Raw genomic sequence first — 14,910 nt, 5'->3', positions numbered from 1 at the left:
TCATACCGGCGGGGTGCCGTGCGTGTGGAAGGACGCGATGGTCTGCAGGCCCCAGGCCTGGCCCTTGGCGCGCTCGGCCTCGGTCCAGGTCACCGTCTGCCAGTCGGGGGCGAGGACGAGCCGCGCGCAGGGGTTGCAGAGCTCGATTCGGTTGCCGCCGGGCTCGTAGACGTACAGGAAGAACGTCTGCTGGATGGCGTGCTTGTGCGGCCCCGTCTCGATGAACACGCCCTTGTCGAGGAAGATGTCGGCCGCGCGGAGGATGTCCTCACGGGTGTCGGTGGCGAACGCGACGTGGTGCAGGCGCCCGTGGCTGCCCGTCCGGTCGCGGGTGTAGACGAGGTCGTACGACTTGTTGGTGAAGGTCAGCCAGCGACCGGCGATCGTCCCGTCGTCCAGCCTGATCTGCTCGGTGGGGTGTCCGCCCAGAACGTCCCGGACGAATTCCGTGCTGCCCTCCACCTCGGCGGCCAGGAAGTTGACGTGGTCGAGGCGGCGGACGCAGACGCCGCGCGCCGGGTACGCCTGGGCCTGGTTCTTCAGCGAGGGCGTCAGCTCCGGGGGAGCGTCGTACCACTCGCTCTCCCAGTAGATCTCCAGCTCATGGCCGTCGGGGTCGCGGAAGACGTACGTGGGGCCGATCCCGGGGTCGCCGTCCCGCCAGCCGACGCCGTACCCGGCCTCCTCGACGGCCTTCACCCGCCGGTCGAGGGCCTCCCGGCTCGACGTACGGAGCCCGGTGCGGCGGATGCCGGACGTGGCGTGCGCGGTGAGCTTGAGGGTGTGATGCTCGTAGTCGTCCCACGTGCGCAGGTAGACGGAGTCGCCGTCGGCGCCGTTCTCGGTCAGGCCCATGACCTCGGTGAAGAACCACAGGCTCTTCTCGGGTTCGGGTGTCAGGAGCTCGACGTGGGCGACGTGCGCGATCTCATGCAGGGGCGCCATGGGTGCCTCCAGGGCAGGGGAAGACGGTGCCGTCGAAGAGCTTGCGGGCCGTGCGTACGACGCTGGACCGGCGGACCGTGGGGCGGGGGGCCGCGTCGTCGAGTTCGACCAGGACGTCCAGGCGGCCGGTCGGGTGCTCGACGCTCATGGGCGAGCCGGGCATCGGAAGTTTGGCGAGGTCGTGGCCGACGGCCCCGTCCATGAGGAGCGCGGTGGCCACGGTCACGGCCCCGAGGACGCCGATCGACGCGTGGACGCGCACCGGGATGAACGTTCGGGTGCAGATCGCCCCGCCGTCGCGGGGCGGGGCGACGAGCGTGGTCTTGGGCACCGAGGAGTCCGAGACGTCACCGAGGCCCATGAGCCTTCCGGCCTGGAGCCGGAGGGACCGGATCCGGTCCCGCAGGACGTCGTCGGCGGCGAGCTCGTCCGGGCTCTCGTACCCGGTCAGGCCGAGCGCCGACGCCTCCGCGACGACGACCGGCATCCCGTTGTCGACGCACGTGACCTCGATGCCGTCGATCACGTCCCGGACCCGGCCGGTCGGCAGCAGCGCCCCGCACGTCGAGCCCTCGGTCCCGGCGAAGTCGACGACGGTCGGGGCCGCGGTGCCGGGGACACCGGAGATCGCGGTGTCGCCGGCGTACTCCACGACCCCGGACGGGGTCGCGAACGTCGCGGTCGCGACGCTGCCGGAGTTCACCATCCGGATGCGGACGCTCGTCTCCGGGTCGCCGGGCGCGACGAGTCCGCGTTCGACCGCGAACGGCCCGACGCCCGCGAGCAGGTTGCCGCAGTTCTGCCGGTCGGAGACGGTCGGCTCCTCGACCCCGAGCTGGAGGAACAGGTAGTCCACGTCGGCCTCGCGGTCGGCCGAAGGGGAGACGACGGCGACCTTGCTGGTGAGCGGGTGGGCGCCACCGATCCCGTCGATCTGGCGGGGGTCCGGGGTGCCCATGACGCGCAGGAGCAGGTCGTCGCGATCGGCCGGATCGTCCGGCAGGTCCGTCGCGAGGAAGTAGGCGCCCTTCGACGTGCCGCCGCGCATCAGCATGCAGCGCAGCCCGGTCACGACCCGTCCTCGCCGTACTTCACGTACTCGACGCCGAGCTCGGCGAGTCGATCGCGCAGCCCGTAGCGGTCCAGTCCCAGCTCGCCCCGGCGGAAGGCGGCGCGGGTCGCCTCCTCCTTCGCGGCGCGGGCCTCGGCGGCCCGCACGGTGCGTTCGACGTCCGCGCGCGGGACGCACACCACACCGTCGTCGTCGGCGAGGATCGCATCGCCCGGGTGGATCGGCTGGCCGGCGATGCTCACCGGGACGTTCACCGCGCCCGGCGTCGCCTTCACCGTGCCCTGGGCGCTGACCGCCGCGGACCATACCGGGAAGCCCATCGCGTGCAGCTCGGCGACGTCCCGTACGCCGGCGTTGATGACGAGGCCGCGGACGCCCCGGTGCCGCAGCGCGGTCGCGAACAACTCGCCGAACATCCCGTCCGTGGACGGCGACGTGGTCGTGACGACCAGGACGTCGCCCGGACGGCACTGCTCGACGGCGACATGGATCATCAGGTTGTCGCCCGGCCACGACAGCACCGTCACGGCGGTGCCGCCGATGCGCGACCCGAGGTGGACCGGGCGGATGCCCGGACCCAGATACCCCGTCCGGCCCATCGCCTCGTGGACGGTCGCGACCCCGTGCGCCGCCAGCGCGTCGACCTGCTCCGCGTCGGCGCGCGGCGGGTCGGTGACGACCACCGTCCTCATGCCGGCACCGCCGTCGTCCGCGGGTCGGTGACGACCATCGTTCTCATGCGGGCGCTCCCGTCGTCTGCGGGTCGGTGACCAGCACCGTCCTCATGCCAGCACTCCCGTCGTCTGCGGGTACACCCGGACGTACGCCTCGGCCGTCGTGTCGTGCGCGAGGCCCAGGTTGGGCCCCGCGTTGCGCTTCAGCTGCACGCCCCGTCGCTTCGCCAGGTCGGTGTAGTAGTCCCACATGTGCTGCTGGGCGGGCAGGCACTCCATCGCCTTGCGCTTGCGCTCGAAGACCGGCGTGATGTCCAGCAGCACGTCCGGCTTGAAATCGCACTGTTCCGGCTGGTGCGGCTCGAAGAAGAACACCGGCGGCGCCCCGAGGGGCTCGCCCGGCGCGTCGTACCCGATGGCCTGCGCGAGGACGCGCGCCTGCAGGGCCATCCGGGCGGCGGCGGGGTGGTCGCCGTTGTACGGGTCGGTGAGCGTGTGGGTCAGCACGACGGCGGGCGTGAACTCCCGGTACACGCGGACGAGCCGGTCCACCAGCTCGGGGGTCTCCTGCAGCGGGTAGTCGCCGGCGTCGAGGAACTCGATCTCGGCGCCCAGCTCGGCGGCTGCCGCCTCGGCCTCGGCCCGGCGGATGCCCTTGATCTCCTCGAGGGTCCGGCCCTCGCGCCAGGCGCGGGCGGACTCGCCGCGCTCGCCGAAGCTCAGGCATACCACCTTCGCGGGGTCGCCCCGCTCGGCCGCCAGCGCGATCGCGCCCGCGGCGCGCCAGACGAAGTCACCGGCGTGCGCACTGATCGCCAGCAGCGGACCGGCGGAGCTGGTCTCGGTACCCATCAGAACCCTTTCGCGATGAACGCTCCCGGAGCAGGGCGCTGGCCCCGGCCCTCATGCTGTGCTCGCGCCGGACAGATTGTCAACAATTTTGGCGAAGCTCTTGTAGCGGAGAAGTGTCGCAATTACTCTCAGCGCACCAGGTCCGGGAGGCGGGGGTGCCGGACCCGCCTCCGGCGAAAGCGAGAGACGAGATGCCCGCGAAACCCTCCGACCCCTCGTACGTCCCTCAACTCCGCAGGCCGGCCACGGTGGTCGTGGTCCTGTGCTGGGTGTTCGTCCTGCTCGACGGCACCGACCTCTTCGTCTACGGCGCGGTCCTGCCACGGATCCTGAAAGGGCACGAACTCGGCATCACGGCCGGCCAGGCCGGGGACATCGGCAGCTACACCACGTTCGGCATGCTCGTCGGAGCCCTGTGCGCGGGCACGGTCAGCGACTGGATCGGCCGCAAGAAGGCGGTCATCGCGAACGTGACCCTGTTCTCTCTCGCCTCCGCGGCCACCGCCGCCGCCCCGTCCGCCGCCGTCTTCGGCGGCGCGCGGCTGATCGCCGGCCTGGGACTCGGCGGGCTCCTCCCGACCGCGATCGCGTACGTGATGGACTACGCGTCGCCCGGCCGGCGCAACCTGATGGTCGGCGTCTTGATGACCGCCCACCAGACGGGCGGCATCGTGGCCGCGGCGCTCGGGCTGTGGGTCGTCCCGTCCTTCGGGTGGCGATCGGTGTTCTGGCTGGGCGCGGTGCCGGCCGTCGTCGTCGTGCCGCTCGCGGTCAGGTTCCTGCCGGAGTCAATGAGCTTCCTGGTCGCCAAGGGACGCCGGGAGGAGGCGGAGACGCTGGCACACCGGTACGGAGTCGCCCTGGACACACCCGCCGCCGCGTCCCGGAGATCCGACGCCTGGCAGAACGTACGGGCCCTCTTCGCCGGCTCGCAGTGGCCGACCACGCTCAGCTTCTGGGCCGCGTCGTTCGCCGGCCTGCTGCTGGTCTACGGGGTGAGCACCTGGCTGCCGACCATGATGCGCGCCAACGGGTACGAACTGGGCTCGGCCGTCAGCTTCCTCCTCGTCATCAACCTCGGCGGCATCGTCGGGCTGCTGAGCGCCGGCCGCCTGTCGGACCGGGTCGGCCCGCTGCGCGTCACGATCGTCTGGTTCGCGCTCACCGCCGTCGGCACCGGGCTGTTCGCCGTGCACCTGCCGCTCGCCGTCACGTACCTCGTCGTGTTCCTCACGGGCGCGTTGCTGTTCAGCGCCCAGACGATGGTGTACGCGAGCGTCGGCAGCCGCCACGCGGCCGACAGCCGTGCCACCGCCGTCGGATGGGTCGCCGGCGTGGGCCGGTTCGGTGCCGTCTTCGGGCCCTGGCTCGGCGGGAGGCTCGTCGCCGACGACGCCGCCACCTGGGGATTCGCTGCCTTCTCGATCGCCGGGGTGGTCGGCGCGGTCATGATGGCGGCGGCGTACCTGAGCATCCGGCGCCGGCCCGCGCCCCTGCCGAGCGCCACCGTCGACGACCCGCTGCCCGGCCAGGCCTGACGCGCGCGGGCGGATCGGCCTCCTGGGACCGCTCTCCTGAGATCGACGGCCGGAGGCCGCGTGCGGTGACGCGCGGGCGGACCTCGCCTTCCGCGACTGGCCTCCCGGGACCGCTCTCCTGAGACCGATGGCCGGAGGCCGCGTGCGGACGGACCTCGGTCAGATGGCCTTGAGGGCCTCGATGACGCTGGCCAGGTGGCGGCGCGCGGCGCGTTCGGCGGCGTCCGGGGCGTGCGCGCAGATCTCGTCGATGATCGCGAGGTGCTCGGCCAGCGAGACGTTCGGCCGGCCGGGCACCAGGGCCAGCCGGAACTGGTGGCGGACGTTCTGCGCCCGCAGCCGCTCGACCACGCCCGCCGCCGTGGCCTGGCCGCTGATCTCGATGATCCGGCGGTGCAGCAGCTGGTTCAGCTCGGAGTACTTCAGCACGTGCCCGTCCGTGACGGCGTCGCGCATGGCGTCGCCGATCGACCGCAGCTCGGCGCTCTCCTCGTCGGTGACGCGCTCGGCCGCCTTCGCCGCGCACAGGCCCTCGACGACCATGCGCACCTCGGAGATCTCGATCGCCCCCTCGAGGGTGACCGCACGGACCCGGGCCCCTCGGTGCTGGACGCGCTCGACGAGTCCCTCGTTGGCCAGCTCGAACAGCGCCGCGCGCACGCCGCTGCGGCTGGCCCCGAACTGCTGGGACAGGTCCGCTTCGACGAGACGCTGGTTGGGCGCGAAGTCGCCCCGGACGATCGCCTCGCGGATCGCGGCGGTGACGTCCTGCGGCTCGACGCCCTCCGGGCCGCTCACGGTCTGCTCCTGCGCTGGCATGATCCCTCGCTCGCGGGCTCGTCCGCGACGCGCCCCGTCCCGCTGTCGTACGGATCGTCGACGATCCGGTGATCGATTCTAGTGCGGCACTCTCGGGTGGCGGGCCGAAGATTATCGCAAATAATGTTGACAATCTAATGGTTCGAGTCCGTCGGCCACAATGGCCGGCGAGGGCGGGCGATCAGCTGACGATCGCCGGTGCGCTGCGGGCCGGGGTTCGGCGTGTCAGCCGGCGCGGTCGAGGCGGGCGTCGTCGTCGTACGACTCGCGGGCGTCGAGGAGCTCGTCCCAGTGCTCCGACGTCCAGGCGCAGGCGGCCGCGAGCGGTTCGAGCATGCTGCGGCCCAACGGCGTCAGCTCGTACTCCACGTGCGGGGTGGCCTCGGCGTAGACGGTGCGCTTGATCAGGCCGTCCCGTTCGAGGGACCGCAGCGACTGGGTGAGGACCTTGGGAGTGACGCGGCTCAGCGGCACGCGCAGCTCGGAGAACCGGCGCGGCCCGCCCTCGAGGCACCGGATGACGAGCGCCGCCCACTTGTCGCCGAAGCGGATCGGGTTGAGCGCGGACGGGCACAGCTCGTCGAACATGTCGGCGGGCAGGGGTTCCCTCATGGCTGCACGATAACCGGTATCCCGGCGGTAACCGCGCCCCTGGATAGCGTCCGCGACACCGGCCGGCGCACAGGACCCGGCCCTGGTGAGAGGCGGGTACCCATGAACATCGTGATCTTCGGCGCGGGCGGCCGGGCCGGGCGGCAGGCCGTCGCCGAGGCGCACCGGCGCGGCCACCAGGTCACCGCCGTGGTCCGCGACCCCGCGCGCCACGGCGACCTGACCGGCGCCCGGGTCGTGGCGGGCGACGCGACGGACGCGGCGGACGTCGAGCGGGTGGCCGCCGGGCACGACGCCGCCATCAGCGCCGCCGCGGACCTGGCCGTGCCGCCGCACGACTTCTTCACCGCGTCGGCCCGCGCCCTGACCACCGGTCTGGCGAAGGCGGGCGTGCGCCGGCTGGTGGTGGTCGGCCTGGCGTCGGTCCTGCCCGGGGCGTCCGGTGCTCCGCTGATGGACGAGCCCGGCTATCCGAACGAGTACCGCTCCTTCTCCCTCGGCCACGCGGCGGGCCTGGAGGAGCTCCGGGCCGGCGACCTGGACTGGGCGTACGTGGCCCCCACGGGCGACTTCGACCACGACGGCGGGCGGACCGGCGGCTATCGGGTCGCCGAGCACGGCGACATGGCGAGCCGAATCTCGTACGCGGACTTCGCGATCGCCCTGCTCGACGAGGTCGAGGCACCTCGCCACCACCGCGCCGCCGTCAGCATCCGGGAGGCGTGATGCCCGACGTCCAGGCCCATCGGCTGGAGGGCCTGGACGTCGAGCATCATCGATTCCACAGCGTCAAAGGCCGGTCACCGTACCGTGCGGAAGAAGGCCCGGATGTCCTCGACGAGCAGTTCGGGCGCTTCCATGGCGGCGAAGTGGCCGCCCTGGTCGAATTCCGACCAGTGCACGACCTTGTGGTCACGTTCGGCGATCCGGCGGACGCCCGGGTCGCCGGGGAAGACGGCGACGCCGTGCGGCAGCGGCGAGTACTCGGTGGCGGCGCCCCACGACTTCTGGGTCTCCTTGTAGAGGCGGGCCGACGATGCGGCGGTCCCGGTGAACCAGTAGATGCTGATGTCGGTGAGCAACTGGTCGACGTCGACCGCGTCTTCGGGTAGTTCTCGCGCCGGGTCGGTCCACTCCTTGAACTTCTCCACGATCCACGCCAACTGCGCGGCGGGCGAGTCGTGCAGGCCGAACGCCAGGGTCTGCGGCCGGGTCGCCTGGATCATCGCGTAGCCGGCGCGGTCCTGGTCCTGGTACTGGCCGAGTCGGGCGAGTTCGGCCTCGGTGAGCCCCTCGAACTCGGCCGGGTCGCCCGTCGGGAAGCCGAGGCCGCCGTTGACGTGCACGCCTGCGACGTGTGCGGTGTCGGCGCGGCCGAGCATGGGCGAGATGACCGCGCCGCTGTCCCCGCCCTGCGCGCCGTAGCGCTGGTAGCCGAGGCGACGCATCAACTCGGCCCACGCCCGGGCGACCCGGTTCAGATCCCAGCCGGTCTCGGTGGTCGGCCCGGAGAAGCCGAACCCGGGGATCGACGGCGCGACGACGTGGAACGCGTCGGCCGGATCGCCGCCGTGCGCGGCGGGGTCGGTGAGCGGCCCGATGACCTTCATGAACTCGGCGACAGAGCCGGGCCAGCCGTGCGTGATGATCAGCGGGAGCGCGTCCGGCTCGGGTGAGCGGACGTGCAGGAAGTGGATGTTCTGCCCGTCGATGCGGGTCGTGAACTGCGGGAAGGCGTTCAACCGCGCTTCGGCGGCGCGCCAGTCGAATCCGGTGCGCCAGTACTCGGCCAGCCGGCGCGCGTAGCCGGCCGGGACGCCGTAGGACCAGTCGACCCCGGGCAGTTCGTCCGGCCAGCGGGTCGCGGCGAGACGGTCGCGCAGGTCGTCAAGCTGCGCCTGGGGGACGTCGATACGGAACCGGTGGATCTCTCTGTCGTCGTTCATGTTCTTTACGGTAGGGGCCGGTTAGGACAGGTCCGGTCCTAGGATGGCCGCCATGTTGGAGACATCGGCGCGGCTGCTGCGGCTGCTGTCGCTACTGCAGATGCCGAGGGACTGGCCCGGCGCGGAACTCGCCGAGCGGCTGGGCGTCTCGGCCCGGACCATCCGCCGCGACGTGGACCGGCTGCGCGAACTCGGATACACCGTGGACGCCACCGCCGGGACGCCCGGGTACCGCCTCGGCGCCGGTACGGGGGTGCCACCGTTGCTGCTCGACGACGACGAGGCCGTCGCGGTCGCCGTCGGACTCGGCACCGCCGCGGTCTCCGGCGTGGCCGGGATCGAGGAGACCTCGGTCCGCGCGCTCGTCAAACTCGAGCAGGTCCTGCCGCCCCGGCTCCGGCATCGCGTCGGTGCCCTGCGCTCGGCCACGGTCCCGCTGGCATCCCCGGCCGGCGCGGTGGACCCGGCCGTGCTCACCGCGATCGCCACGGCCGTTCGCGACCGCGAGAGCCTGCGGTTCGACTATCGCGCCCGCGACGGTGCCGAGGGCCGTCGCACCGCCGAGCCGCACCGGCTGGTGAGCTCGGGACGGCGCTGGTACCTGGTGGCATGGGACACCGGTCGGCGTGACTGGCGCACGTTCCGCGTCGACCGGATGCGGCTGCGTACGCCGAACGGGCCGCGCTTCACCCCCCGCGAGCCGCCCGGCGGCGATCTCACCCGCTACGTGTCGGAGCAGATCTCGGTCCATCCGTACCGCTACCAGGGCCGGTTCACGGTGCACGCCCCCGCCGACGTCGTCGCCACCCGGATGCCGCCTACCGTCGCGGCGGTCGAACCGGCCACAGCCGACACGTGCGTGCTCAGAGCCGGCTCCAACTCCCTCGACGAGCTTGCGGCGTGGGTCGCGCAGCTCGGCGCCGCGTTCGAGGTGCACGAGCCGCCCGAACTCATCGAACACGTCCGCGCGCTCGGCACCCGCCTCCTCGACGCGGCGCGTTGGACACCGCGGCCCGGACCCGAGGTGTCCGACCAGCACACCGCTCGGGAGCCGTCCGACGCCGCCGAACAGTGAGGTCGTCCGCGGTGAGCCGTCGTCGTCCGCGTGCCATCCGCGCCGGGTGCCCGCCGATGCGTTCCCGGATGCCGACCCGAATGGTTTACTGACGCGATCATCCCGGTTCCGGCGTGTGGAGGGTCGATGGTCCGGTTCGCGCCGCTGGCCCGGCTGCCGCGGACGGCCCGCTGGGCCGTCCGCGTCCTGATCACCCTCCTGGCGCTCGCGCTGGTGCTCACGCTGTACGGGTGGTGGACGGTCCGGCGGTCGTACCCGCAGGTCGGCGGGCGCGTGTCGGTGCCGGGGCTGGGCGCGGACGTCACCGTCCTGCGGGACCGGTGGGGCGTCCCGCAGATCTACGCCGACAGCGCCGAGGACCTGATGCGCGCGCAGGGCTACGTGCACGCGCAGGACCGGTTCTGGGAGATGGACTTCCGGCGGCACATCACGGCCGGGCGGCTGTCCGAGCTGTTCGGCAAGACCACCCTCGACACCGACAAGGTCGTCCGTACGCTCGGCTGGCGGCGGGTCGCCGAGCGGGAACTGCCGCTGCTGCGCCCCGACACCCGCCGCTACCTGGACTCGTACGCGCAGGGCGTGAACGCCTGGCTGAGTCGGCACCGCGACACCGCGACGCAGAGCCTGGAGTACTCCGTGCTCGGCCTGCAGCGGACCGGCTATCATCCCGAGCCCTGGACCGCCGTCGACTCCCTGTCCTGGCTCAAGGCGATGGCGTGGGACCTGCGCAGCAACATGGACGAGGAGCTGGGCCGCGCGCTCGCCGCCACGAAGGTCTCCCCGGCCCGAGCCGACCAGCTCTACCCCGCCTACCCGTACGACCGGAACCCGGTCATCGTCCCGAACGGCTCCGGCGGACGTACGGGCCCGGCGCCGCGCGCCCGCGCGCTGTCCCCGGCGCTGACCCGCGTCGCCGCCGCGATCCACGCCATGCCGACGATGCTCGGCAACGGCGCCCCCGGCCTGGGCTCGAACTCCTGGGTCGTCTCGGGCGCCCGCACGAACACCGGGAAGCCGCTCCTGGCGAACGACCCGCACCTCGCGCCGCAGATGCCGTCGATCTGGTACCAGGCCGGGCTGCACTGCCGCCGTCCGTCGGCGGCCTGCCCGTTCGACGTCACCGGGTTCACGTTCTCCGGCGTGCCCGGCGTCATCATCGGGCACAACGCCCGGATCGCCTGGGGCTTCACGAACCTCGGCCCGGACGTCACCGACCTGTACCTGGAGCGGGTCACCGGCACGACGTACGAGTACCGGGGCCGCCAGGAGCCCCTCGCGCTCCGGACCGAACAGATCGAGGTCGCCGGGGCGAAGCCGGCGACCATCACCGTACGGTCGACGCGGCACGGGCCGCTGCTGTCCGACGTCATGACCTCGGCCCGTACGGCGGGGAACGGAGCGGCGGTCGCGCTGCGGTGGACCGCGCTCGACCCGGGCCGGACCGCCGACGCGATCGTGTCGCTGGACACCGCCGGGAACTGGGAGCAGTTCCGCGCCGCCGCCCGCTCCTTCGAGGTCCCGGCGCAGAACCTCGTGTACGCCGACGTCGACGGGCACATCGGCTACCAGGCGCCCGGCCGCATCCCGATCCGTACGAGCGGCGACGGGCGCTGGCCGGCGCAGGGCTGGACCGGCGCGCAGGAGTGGAAGGGGTACATCCCGTTCGACGAACTGCCCAGCACGTACGACCCGCCGCAGGGCTACATCGTCACCGCGAACAACGCCGCCACCGGGCCGGGCTACCCGCGGATGCTGACCCGGGACTGGGCGTACGGCTACCGCGCCGCGCGCATCACCGAGCTGGTCCGGCGGACGCCGGTCATGGACGCGGCGACGATGGGGCGGATCCAGCTCGACGACCGCAACGGCTTCGCGCCGACCCTGGTGCCGCACCTGCTGCGCGTCGGCTCCGGTCCCGCGGTGGCGCTGCTGCGCGGCTGGGACTTCACCCAGCCCGCCCGCTCGGCCCCGGCCGCCTTCTACAACGCGGTGTACCGGCACCTGCTGCTGCGGACGTTCGACGACGAGCTGCCCGAGGACGCCCGGCCCGACGGCGGGGACCGCTGGTTCGAGGTGCTCCGGAACCTCCTGAACCGGCCGGACGACCCCTGGTGGGACGATGTGCGCACGCCGGCGAAGGAGACCCGCGACGACATGCTCCGGCTCGCACTCAAGGACGCCGAGGCGGAGCTGCGCAAACGGCTTGGCGGCGACCCGGCGAAGTGGCGCTGGGGCGACCTGCACACGCTGACGCTGACCAACCAGACCTTCGGCACCTCTGGGATCGGGCCGATCGAGTGGCTGTTCAACCGCGGGCCGCTGAAGCTCGCGGGCGGCGACTCGCTCGTCGACGCGACCGGCTGGAACCCGCAGGAGGGTTACCAGGTCGACTGGGTGCCGTCCATGCGCATGGTCGTGGACCTGGCCGACCCGAACCGCTCCCGCTGGATCAACCTCACCGGCGCGTCCGGCCACGCCTTCGCGGACCACTACGGGGACCAGGCGCCGCTGTGGGCGCGCGGCGACACGATCCCGATGCGGTCCGACCCCGCGACGATCCGCCGCGAGGCCGCGCACACCCTGACGCTCGTGCCCTCCCGGTCGCGCGGGTAGCGGTCGTCAGTCGGCGCTGCGCAGGAGGGCGTTGAGCTCCCCGTAGTCGAGCGCCTCGGCGAGCGCCCCATAAGTGCCGGTGGTGAGCAGTTCCCGTGTGCTCCGCCGCACGAGGGCGTACGCGGCCTGAGCGATGGACGAGCCGAGACTGATCCGCGCCACGCCCAGCCCGGCGAGCGTGGCGACGTCCGGCGCGCCCGGACCGGCGAGCACGTTCAGGGGCACCTCCAGCCCTTCCACCAGGGTCGAGACGACCTCGGGGTCGGTGACACCGGGCACGAAGACGCCGTCCGCGCCGGCCGCGACGTACGCCTCGGCGCGTTTCAGAGTCTCCGACAGCCGATCGTGCGGGTCTCCGACGGCCATCAGGTACGTGTCGATCCGCGCGTTGATGAACAGGGAAGAGGCGTCGGCGGCCTGGCGGGCCGCGGCGATCCGGTTCGCCTGCTCCGCCACCGGGCGCAGCGGCTCCGGCCCGGCGTGGTGGGCGTCCTCGATGTTGATTCCGACGGCACCCGCGGCGAGTACGCCGCCGATCGTCACGGCGACCCCGTCAGGGTCGTCGGCGTAGCCGCTCTCGATGTCCGCGGTGACGGGGGCGTCGACCGCGGCGACGACACGGGCGATGAGATCGAGGGCCAGGTCGCGGCCGAGCCGGTCGCCGTCGGGGGCACCGAGGCCCCAGGCGACACCCGCGCTCGTCGTGGCGACCGCGACGGCACCGGCGTCTTCCGCCACCCGCGCGGACGCGGCGTCCCACGCGTTGGCGAGCAGCAAGGGCCTGCCGCTTCGGTGCGACTCGCGAAACAGCAGGGCCTTGTCACGGTGCATCGTCGAGGATCCGTTCTGGGTCGAGGACATGTCGGAATTCCACCAGTGCACGGCGCATGGCGTCTGGCAGGTTTCCGACATCAACGTGATCAGGCGAGGGTCTTGCAGAGGTTCTCGATGTCGGGCACGCGGACGCCGGCTCCGCCGTCGAAGAACCACGCGGACCCGCCGTCCGCGAACCGGCGGTGACCTCACCGTCGATGCGGGCGACCTCACCCGGGGCCGGGCGGCTCAGGACGAGGGCTCGTCCTGTTCGTTGATGTTCAGGGGCCGGTACGGGCGGTAGGGGCTGTTCGCGGACAGGGCGTAGCGGAGCACCAGGTGGTCCGTGCCGTGGCCACGGCGTTGCTGATAGACCCAGTACGCCGTGTGCGCGGTGTTCGCCCACTTCTCGAAGATCGCGACCTGCCGGATGGTCGCCTGGCCGGTGGCGTTGATGATCAGATCGCCGGGGAGCAGCTTGGACGGGGGGATCTGCCGGGTGTAGCCGCCCCAGGCGAGGTCGGTGGAGTTGGGTCCCGGTGCCGGAAGTCCGAGGGCCATGGAGGCGTATCCGGAGCCGTCCGTGCGGTAGCCGCCGTTCTTCTTCGAGCTGTCGTACGGGATGCGCCGGTCGCTGTGCGGGCGCCAGGTCCGGGCGCGCGCGAGGATCTGCGGCCGGGTGCTCCACTGCGCGTAGGTGGGGGCCGGGTGGTGCGGTCGCCGAGCCGGTTCCCGAGGGAGCGACAGCCCGCTGGCGAGGCCGACGGTGCCGGCGGCGAGAGAGCAGCCGAGCGTGATGCCGATGTGGAGCATCCGTCTTCGCCGTGGAGCGCCGGGCCGCCGCGACACCGCCGCGTCGGAGCGTTCCGCGGCGATGTCCTCGCGCGCCGCCCCCTGCGGCGATGTGTCGTCCCGGGCCACTCTCCCCGCCGGGACGTCCTCACGCGCCGCGCCCTCCGGCGAGGAGCCATCGGGCACTGCGCCCTCCGTGAGATCAGGCGCTGAGCCCTTCGGCGAAACGACATCGGGCGTCGCGCCCTGCGATGGGGTGCCGTCCGCCGCCGCGCCCTCCGGATCCTCGGCGGCGGGCGACCGGGCGTCGCCGGCGTGCTCCAGGACGGAAGGGATTCGCCGGTCGTCGTCCGCGCGGTACCACAGGGCCCGGAGGCGCTGCTTGTCACCGCCGCACAGCTCGGCCATGGTCTCGACGGCCGTACAGGGGATCCACGTCTTTCCGCTGAGCCAGCGCCCCCAGGACGAGCGGCTCGCGTAGGTCTTCCCCTCCAGGGTGCGGAGGTCGTACCCGGAACGGTCCTTCAGGGTGCGGAGCTCCTCCAGCAGGGTCCGGGTGGTTTGGGGGAGATTCGTCGGCAATGGGCGCTGTTGTCGGGTCCGGCTTACGCGGGCACGCGTCATCTGTCCGCGATCCAATGCTCCCCCTTGGTCGCTCCGCTGGCTGGTTCGATCGGTGGCGCGCTGGCACCCGCGCGAGACTCGGTCCCTGCTGCGGCAACGGCCGGACCGACCGGACTCGCCTCCCCTGAGGCGGTCAGTGCGGTCAGTATCCGGCACCTGCGATTTCAAATCGATTACAGATGCTTTACCGGCCCAGCCGTCGACACGAGGCACGGATGGCGGCCATCCCCGTGGCCGGTGTAAGCGGCGTGTAGTCGATATGTAATCGGGCCCGCATACGTTCCGGATGTGGACTCGATCCGACCTCGAGGCGAAGCCCGTCGACCGCACGCCGACGAGCGGCCTGCAGCGCATCTACTACTTGTACGAGTTCACCCGCGGCTCCGGCTGCGGTGAGATGCACGTGGTGGAGCCCACCGACCACAAGGGATTCCTGCTCGATCTGTACCCGACCCAAGCGCTGAAGCGAGGCGCCGCGTGCCGGTGACGCGACGTCCGCGAAGCCCCCGCCGTCGGCTGGTGCCGTACGGGCGCC

14 protein-coding genes are annotated in these 14,910 nt (G+C 72.4%); 5 read left to right on the top strand and 9 right to left on the bottom strand.

Annotation, left to right across the window (positions count from 1 at the left end):
* From ACQP2O_RS52030 to ACQP2O_RS52015, 4 genes are all read right to left on the bottom strand, one after another.
* Complete coding sequence (locus ACQP2O_RS52030; RefSeq protein ID WP_433177680.1) at positions 1 to 945, bottom strand: catechol 2,3-dioxygenase; 945 nt, start codon at positions 943 to 945, stop codon at positions 1 to 3.
* Positions 929 to 2,017: a 4-oxalomesaconate tautomerase gene (locus tag ACQP2O_RS52025; RefSeq protein WP_433177678.1), complete on the bottom strand. Its 1,089-nt coding sequence runs from the start codon at positions 2,015 to 2,017 to the stop codon at positions 929 to 931. The genes ACQP2O_RS52030 and ACQP2O_RS52025 overlap by 17 nt, the downstream gene beginning before the upstream one ends.
* Entirely contained in the window at positions 2,014 to 2,709 is a 696-nt protein-coding gene (locus ACQP2O_RS52020; protein WP_433177676.1) for a 4-carboxy-4-hydroxy-2-oxoadipate aldolase/oxaloacetate decarboxylase, read from the bottom strand. The genes ACQP2O_RS52025 and ACQP2O_RS52020 overlap by 4 nt, the downstream gene beginning before the upstream one ends.
* Before the next feature lie 90 nt (positions 2,710 to 2,799).
* On the bottom strand, positions 2,800 to 3,543 hold the full coding sequence (locus ACQP2O_RS52015) for a PIG-L deacetylase family protein (protein WP_433177674.1): 744 nt from the start codon (positions 3,541 to 3,543) through the stop codon (positions 2,800 to 2,802).
* A gap of 191 nt (positions 3,544 to 3,734) precedes the next feature.
* On the opposite strand from ACQP2O_RS52015, the gene ACQP2O_RS52010 reads away from it, so the two are divergent.
* A complete protein-coding gene (locus tag ACQP2O_RS52010; protein ID WP_433177672.1) occupies positions 3,735 to 5,081 on the top strand; it encodes an MFS transporter in 1,347 nt (448 codons plus the stop codon).
* Positions 5,082 to 5,240: 159 nt separating this feature from the next.
* Here ACQP2O_RS52010 and ACQP2O_RS52005 read toward each other — a convergent pair whose 3' ends face one another.
* A complete protein-coding gene (locus ACQP2O_RS52005) occupies positions 5,241 to 5,900 on the bottom strand; it encodes a GntR family transcriptional regulator (RefSeq protein ID WP_433177671.1) in 660 nt (219 codons plus the stop codon).
* A 225-nt stretch (positions 5,901 to 6,125) separates the two neighbouring features.
* Positions 6,126 to 6,512, bottom strand: coding sequence for a winged helix-turn-helix transcriptional regulator (locus ACQP2O_RS52000; RefSeq protein WP_433177669.1), 387 nt, complete (start codon positions 6,510 to 6,512; stop codon positions 6,126 to 6,128).
* A gap of 102 nt (positions 6,513 to 6,614) precedes the next feature.
* On the opposite strand from ACQP2O_RS52000, the gene ACQP2O_RS51995 reads away from it, so the two are divergent.
* A complete protein-coding gene (locus ACQP2O_RS51995) occupies positions 6,615 to 7,238 on the top strand; it encodes an NAD(P)-dependent oxidoreductase (protein WP_433177667.1) in 624 nt (207 codons plus the stop codon).
* A 74-nt stretch (positions 7,239 to 7,312) separates the two neighbouring features.
* On the opposite strand, the gene ACQP2O_RS51990 is transcribed toward ACQP2O_RS51995, so the two are convergent.
* Entirely contained in the window at positions 7,313 to 8,458 is a 1,146-nt protein-coding gene (locus tag ACQP2O_RS51990) for an epoxide hydrolase family protein (RefSeq protein WP_433177665.1), read from the bottom strand.
* A gap of 52 nt (positions 8,459 to 8,510) precedes the next feature.
* On the opposite strand from ACQP2O_RS51990, the gene ACQP2O_RS51985 reads away from it, so the two are divergent.
* Together ACQP2O_RS51985 and ACQP2O_RS51980 are read left to right on the top strand one after the other, a co-directional pair.
* On the top strand, positions 8,511 to 9,533 hold the full coding sequence (locus tag ACQP2O_RS51985) for a helix-turn-helix transcriptional regulator (protein ID WP_433177663.1): 1,023 nt from the start codon (positions 8,511 to 8,513) through the stop codon (positions 9,531 to 9,533).
* Positions 9,534 to 9,659: 126 nt separating this feature from the next.
* Positions 9,660 to 12,146 carry a penicillin acylase family protein gene (locus ACQP2O_RS51980; RefSeq protein WP_433177661.1) on the top strand — a complete coding sequence of 829 codons (2,487 nt, stop codon included), beginning with the start codon at positions 9,660 to 9,662 and terminating at the stop codon, positions 12,144 to 12,146.
* A 6-nt stretch (positions 12,147 to 12,152) separates the two neighbouring features.
* Here ACQP2O_RS51980 and ACQP2O_RS51975 read toward each other — a convergent pair whose 3' ends face one another.
* Positions 12,153 to 13,007 carry an isocitrate lyase/PEP mutase family protein gene (locus ACQP2O_RS51975; protein ID WP_433177659.1) on the bottom strand — a complete coding sequence of 285 codons (855 nt, stop codon included), beginning with the start codon at positions 13,005 to 13,007 and terminating at the stop codon, positions 12,153 to 12,155.
* Positions 13,008 to 13,208: 201 nt separating this feature from the next.
* Positions 13,209 to 14,333, bottom strand: coding sequence for a helix-turn-helix domain-containing protein (locus ACQP2O_RS51970; protein ID WP_433177657.1), 1,125 nt, complete (start codon positions 14,331 to 14,333; stop codon positions 13,209 to 13,211).
* A gap of 328 nt (positions 14,334 to 14,661) precedes the next feature.
* Here ACQP2O_RS51970 and ACQP2O_RS51965 point away from each other — a divergent pair, with 328 nt between their 5' ends.
* The gene (locus ACQP2O_RS51965; protein WP_433177655.1) at positions 14,662 to 14,862 is read left to right on the top strand and encodes a hypothetical protein; all 201 of its coding nucleotides are present in this window, start codon (positions 14,662 to 14,664) and stop codon (positions 14,860 to 14,862) included.
* Positions 14,863 to 14,910: the final 48 nt, after the last annotated feature.

The organism is Actinoallomurus sp. CA-150999 (assembly GCF_050942425.1).
In the GTDB taxonomy this organism is placed as follows: Bacteria; Actinomycetota; Actinomycetes; order Streptosporangiales; family Streptosporangiaceae; genus Actinoallomurus.
Note: the sequence above shows the minus strand (reverse complement) of the source record. Positions and strands in the feature narration are given on the sequence as shown.

Excerpts from the sequence above, each read along its gene's own strand:
- ACQP2O_RS52030 (WP_433177680.1), bottom strand. The coding sequence starts at position 945 with ATGGCGCCCCTGCATGAGATCGCGCACGTCGCCCACGTCGAGCTCCTG.
- ACQP2O_RS52020 (WP_433177676.1), bottom strand. The coding sequence starts at position 2,709 with ATGAGGACGGTGGTCGTCACCGACCCGCCGCGCGCCGACGCGGAGCAG.
- ACQP2O_RS52015 (WP_433177674.1), bottom strand. The coding sequence starts at position 3,543 with ATGGGTACCGAGACCAGCTCCGCCGGTCCGCTGCTGGCGATCAGTGCG.
- ACQP2O_RS52010 (WP_433177672.1), top strand. The coding sequence starts at position 3,735 with ATGCCCGCGAAACCCTCCGACCCCTCGTACGTCCCTCAACTCCGCAGG.
- ACQP2O_RS52005 (WP_433177671.1), bottom strand. The coding sequence starts at position 5,900 with ATGCCAGCGCAGGAGCAGACCGTGAGCGGCCCGGAGGGCGTCGAGCCG.
- ACQP2O_RS52000 (WP_433177669.1), bottom strand. The coding sequence starts at position 6,512 with ATGAGGGAACCCCTGCCCGCCGACATGTTCGACGAGCTGTGCCCGTCC.
- ACQP2O_RS51995 (WP_433177667.1), top strand. The coding sequence starts at position 6,615 with ATGAACATCGTGATCTTCGGCGCGGGCGGCCGGGCCGGGCGGCAGGCC.
- ACQP2O_RS51990 (WP_433177665.1), bottom strand. The coding sequence starts at position 8,458 with ATGAACGACGACAGAGAGATCCACCGGTTCCGTATCGACGTCCCCCAG.
- ACQP2O_RS51985 (WP_433177663.1), top strand. The coding sequence starts at position 8,511 with ATGTTGGAGACATCGGCGCGGCTGCTGCGGCTGCTGTCGCTACTGCAG.
- ACQP2O_RS51980 (WP_433177661.1), top strand. The coding sequence starts at position 9,660 with ATGGTCCGGTTCGCGCCGCTGGCCCGGCTGCCGCGGACGGCCCGCTGG.
- ACQP2O_RS51975 (WP_433177659.1), bottom strand. The coding sequence starts at position 13,007 with ATGTCCTCGACCCAGAACGGATCCTCGACGATGCACCGTGACAAGGCC.
- ACQP2O_RS51965 (WP_433177655.1), top strand. The coding sequence starts at position 14,662 with ATGTGGACTCGATCCGACCTCGAGGCGAAGCCCGTCGACCGCACGCCG.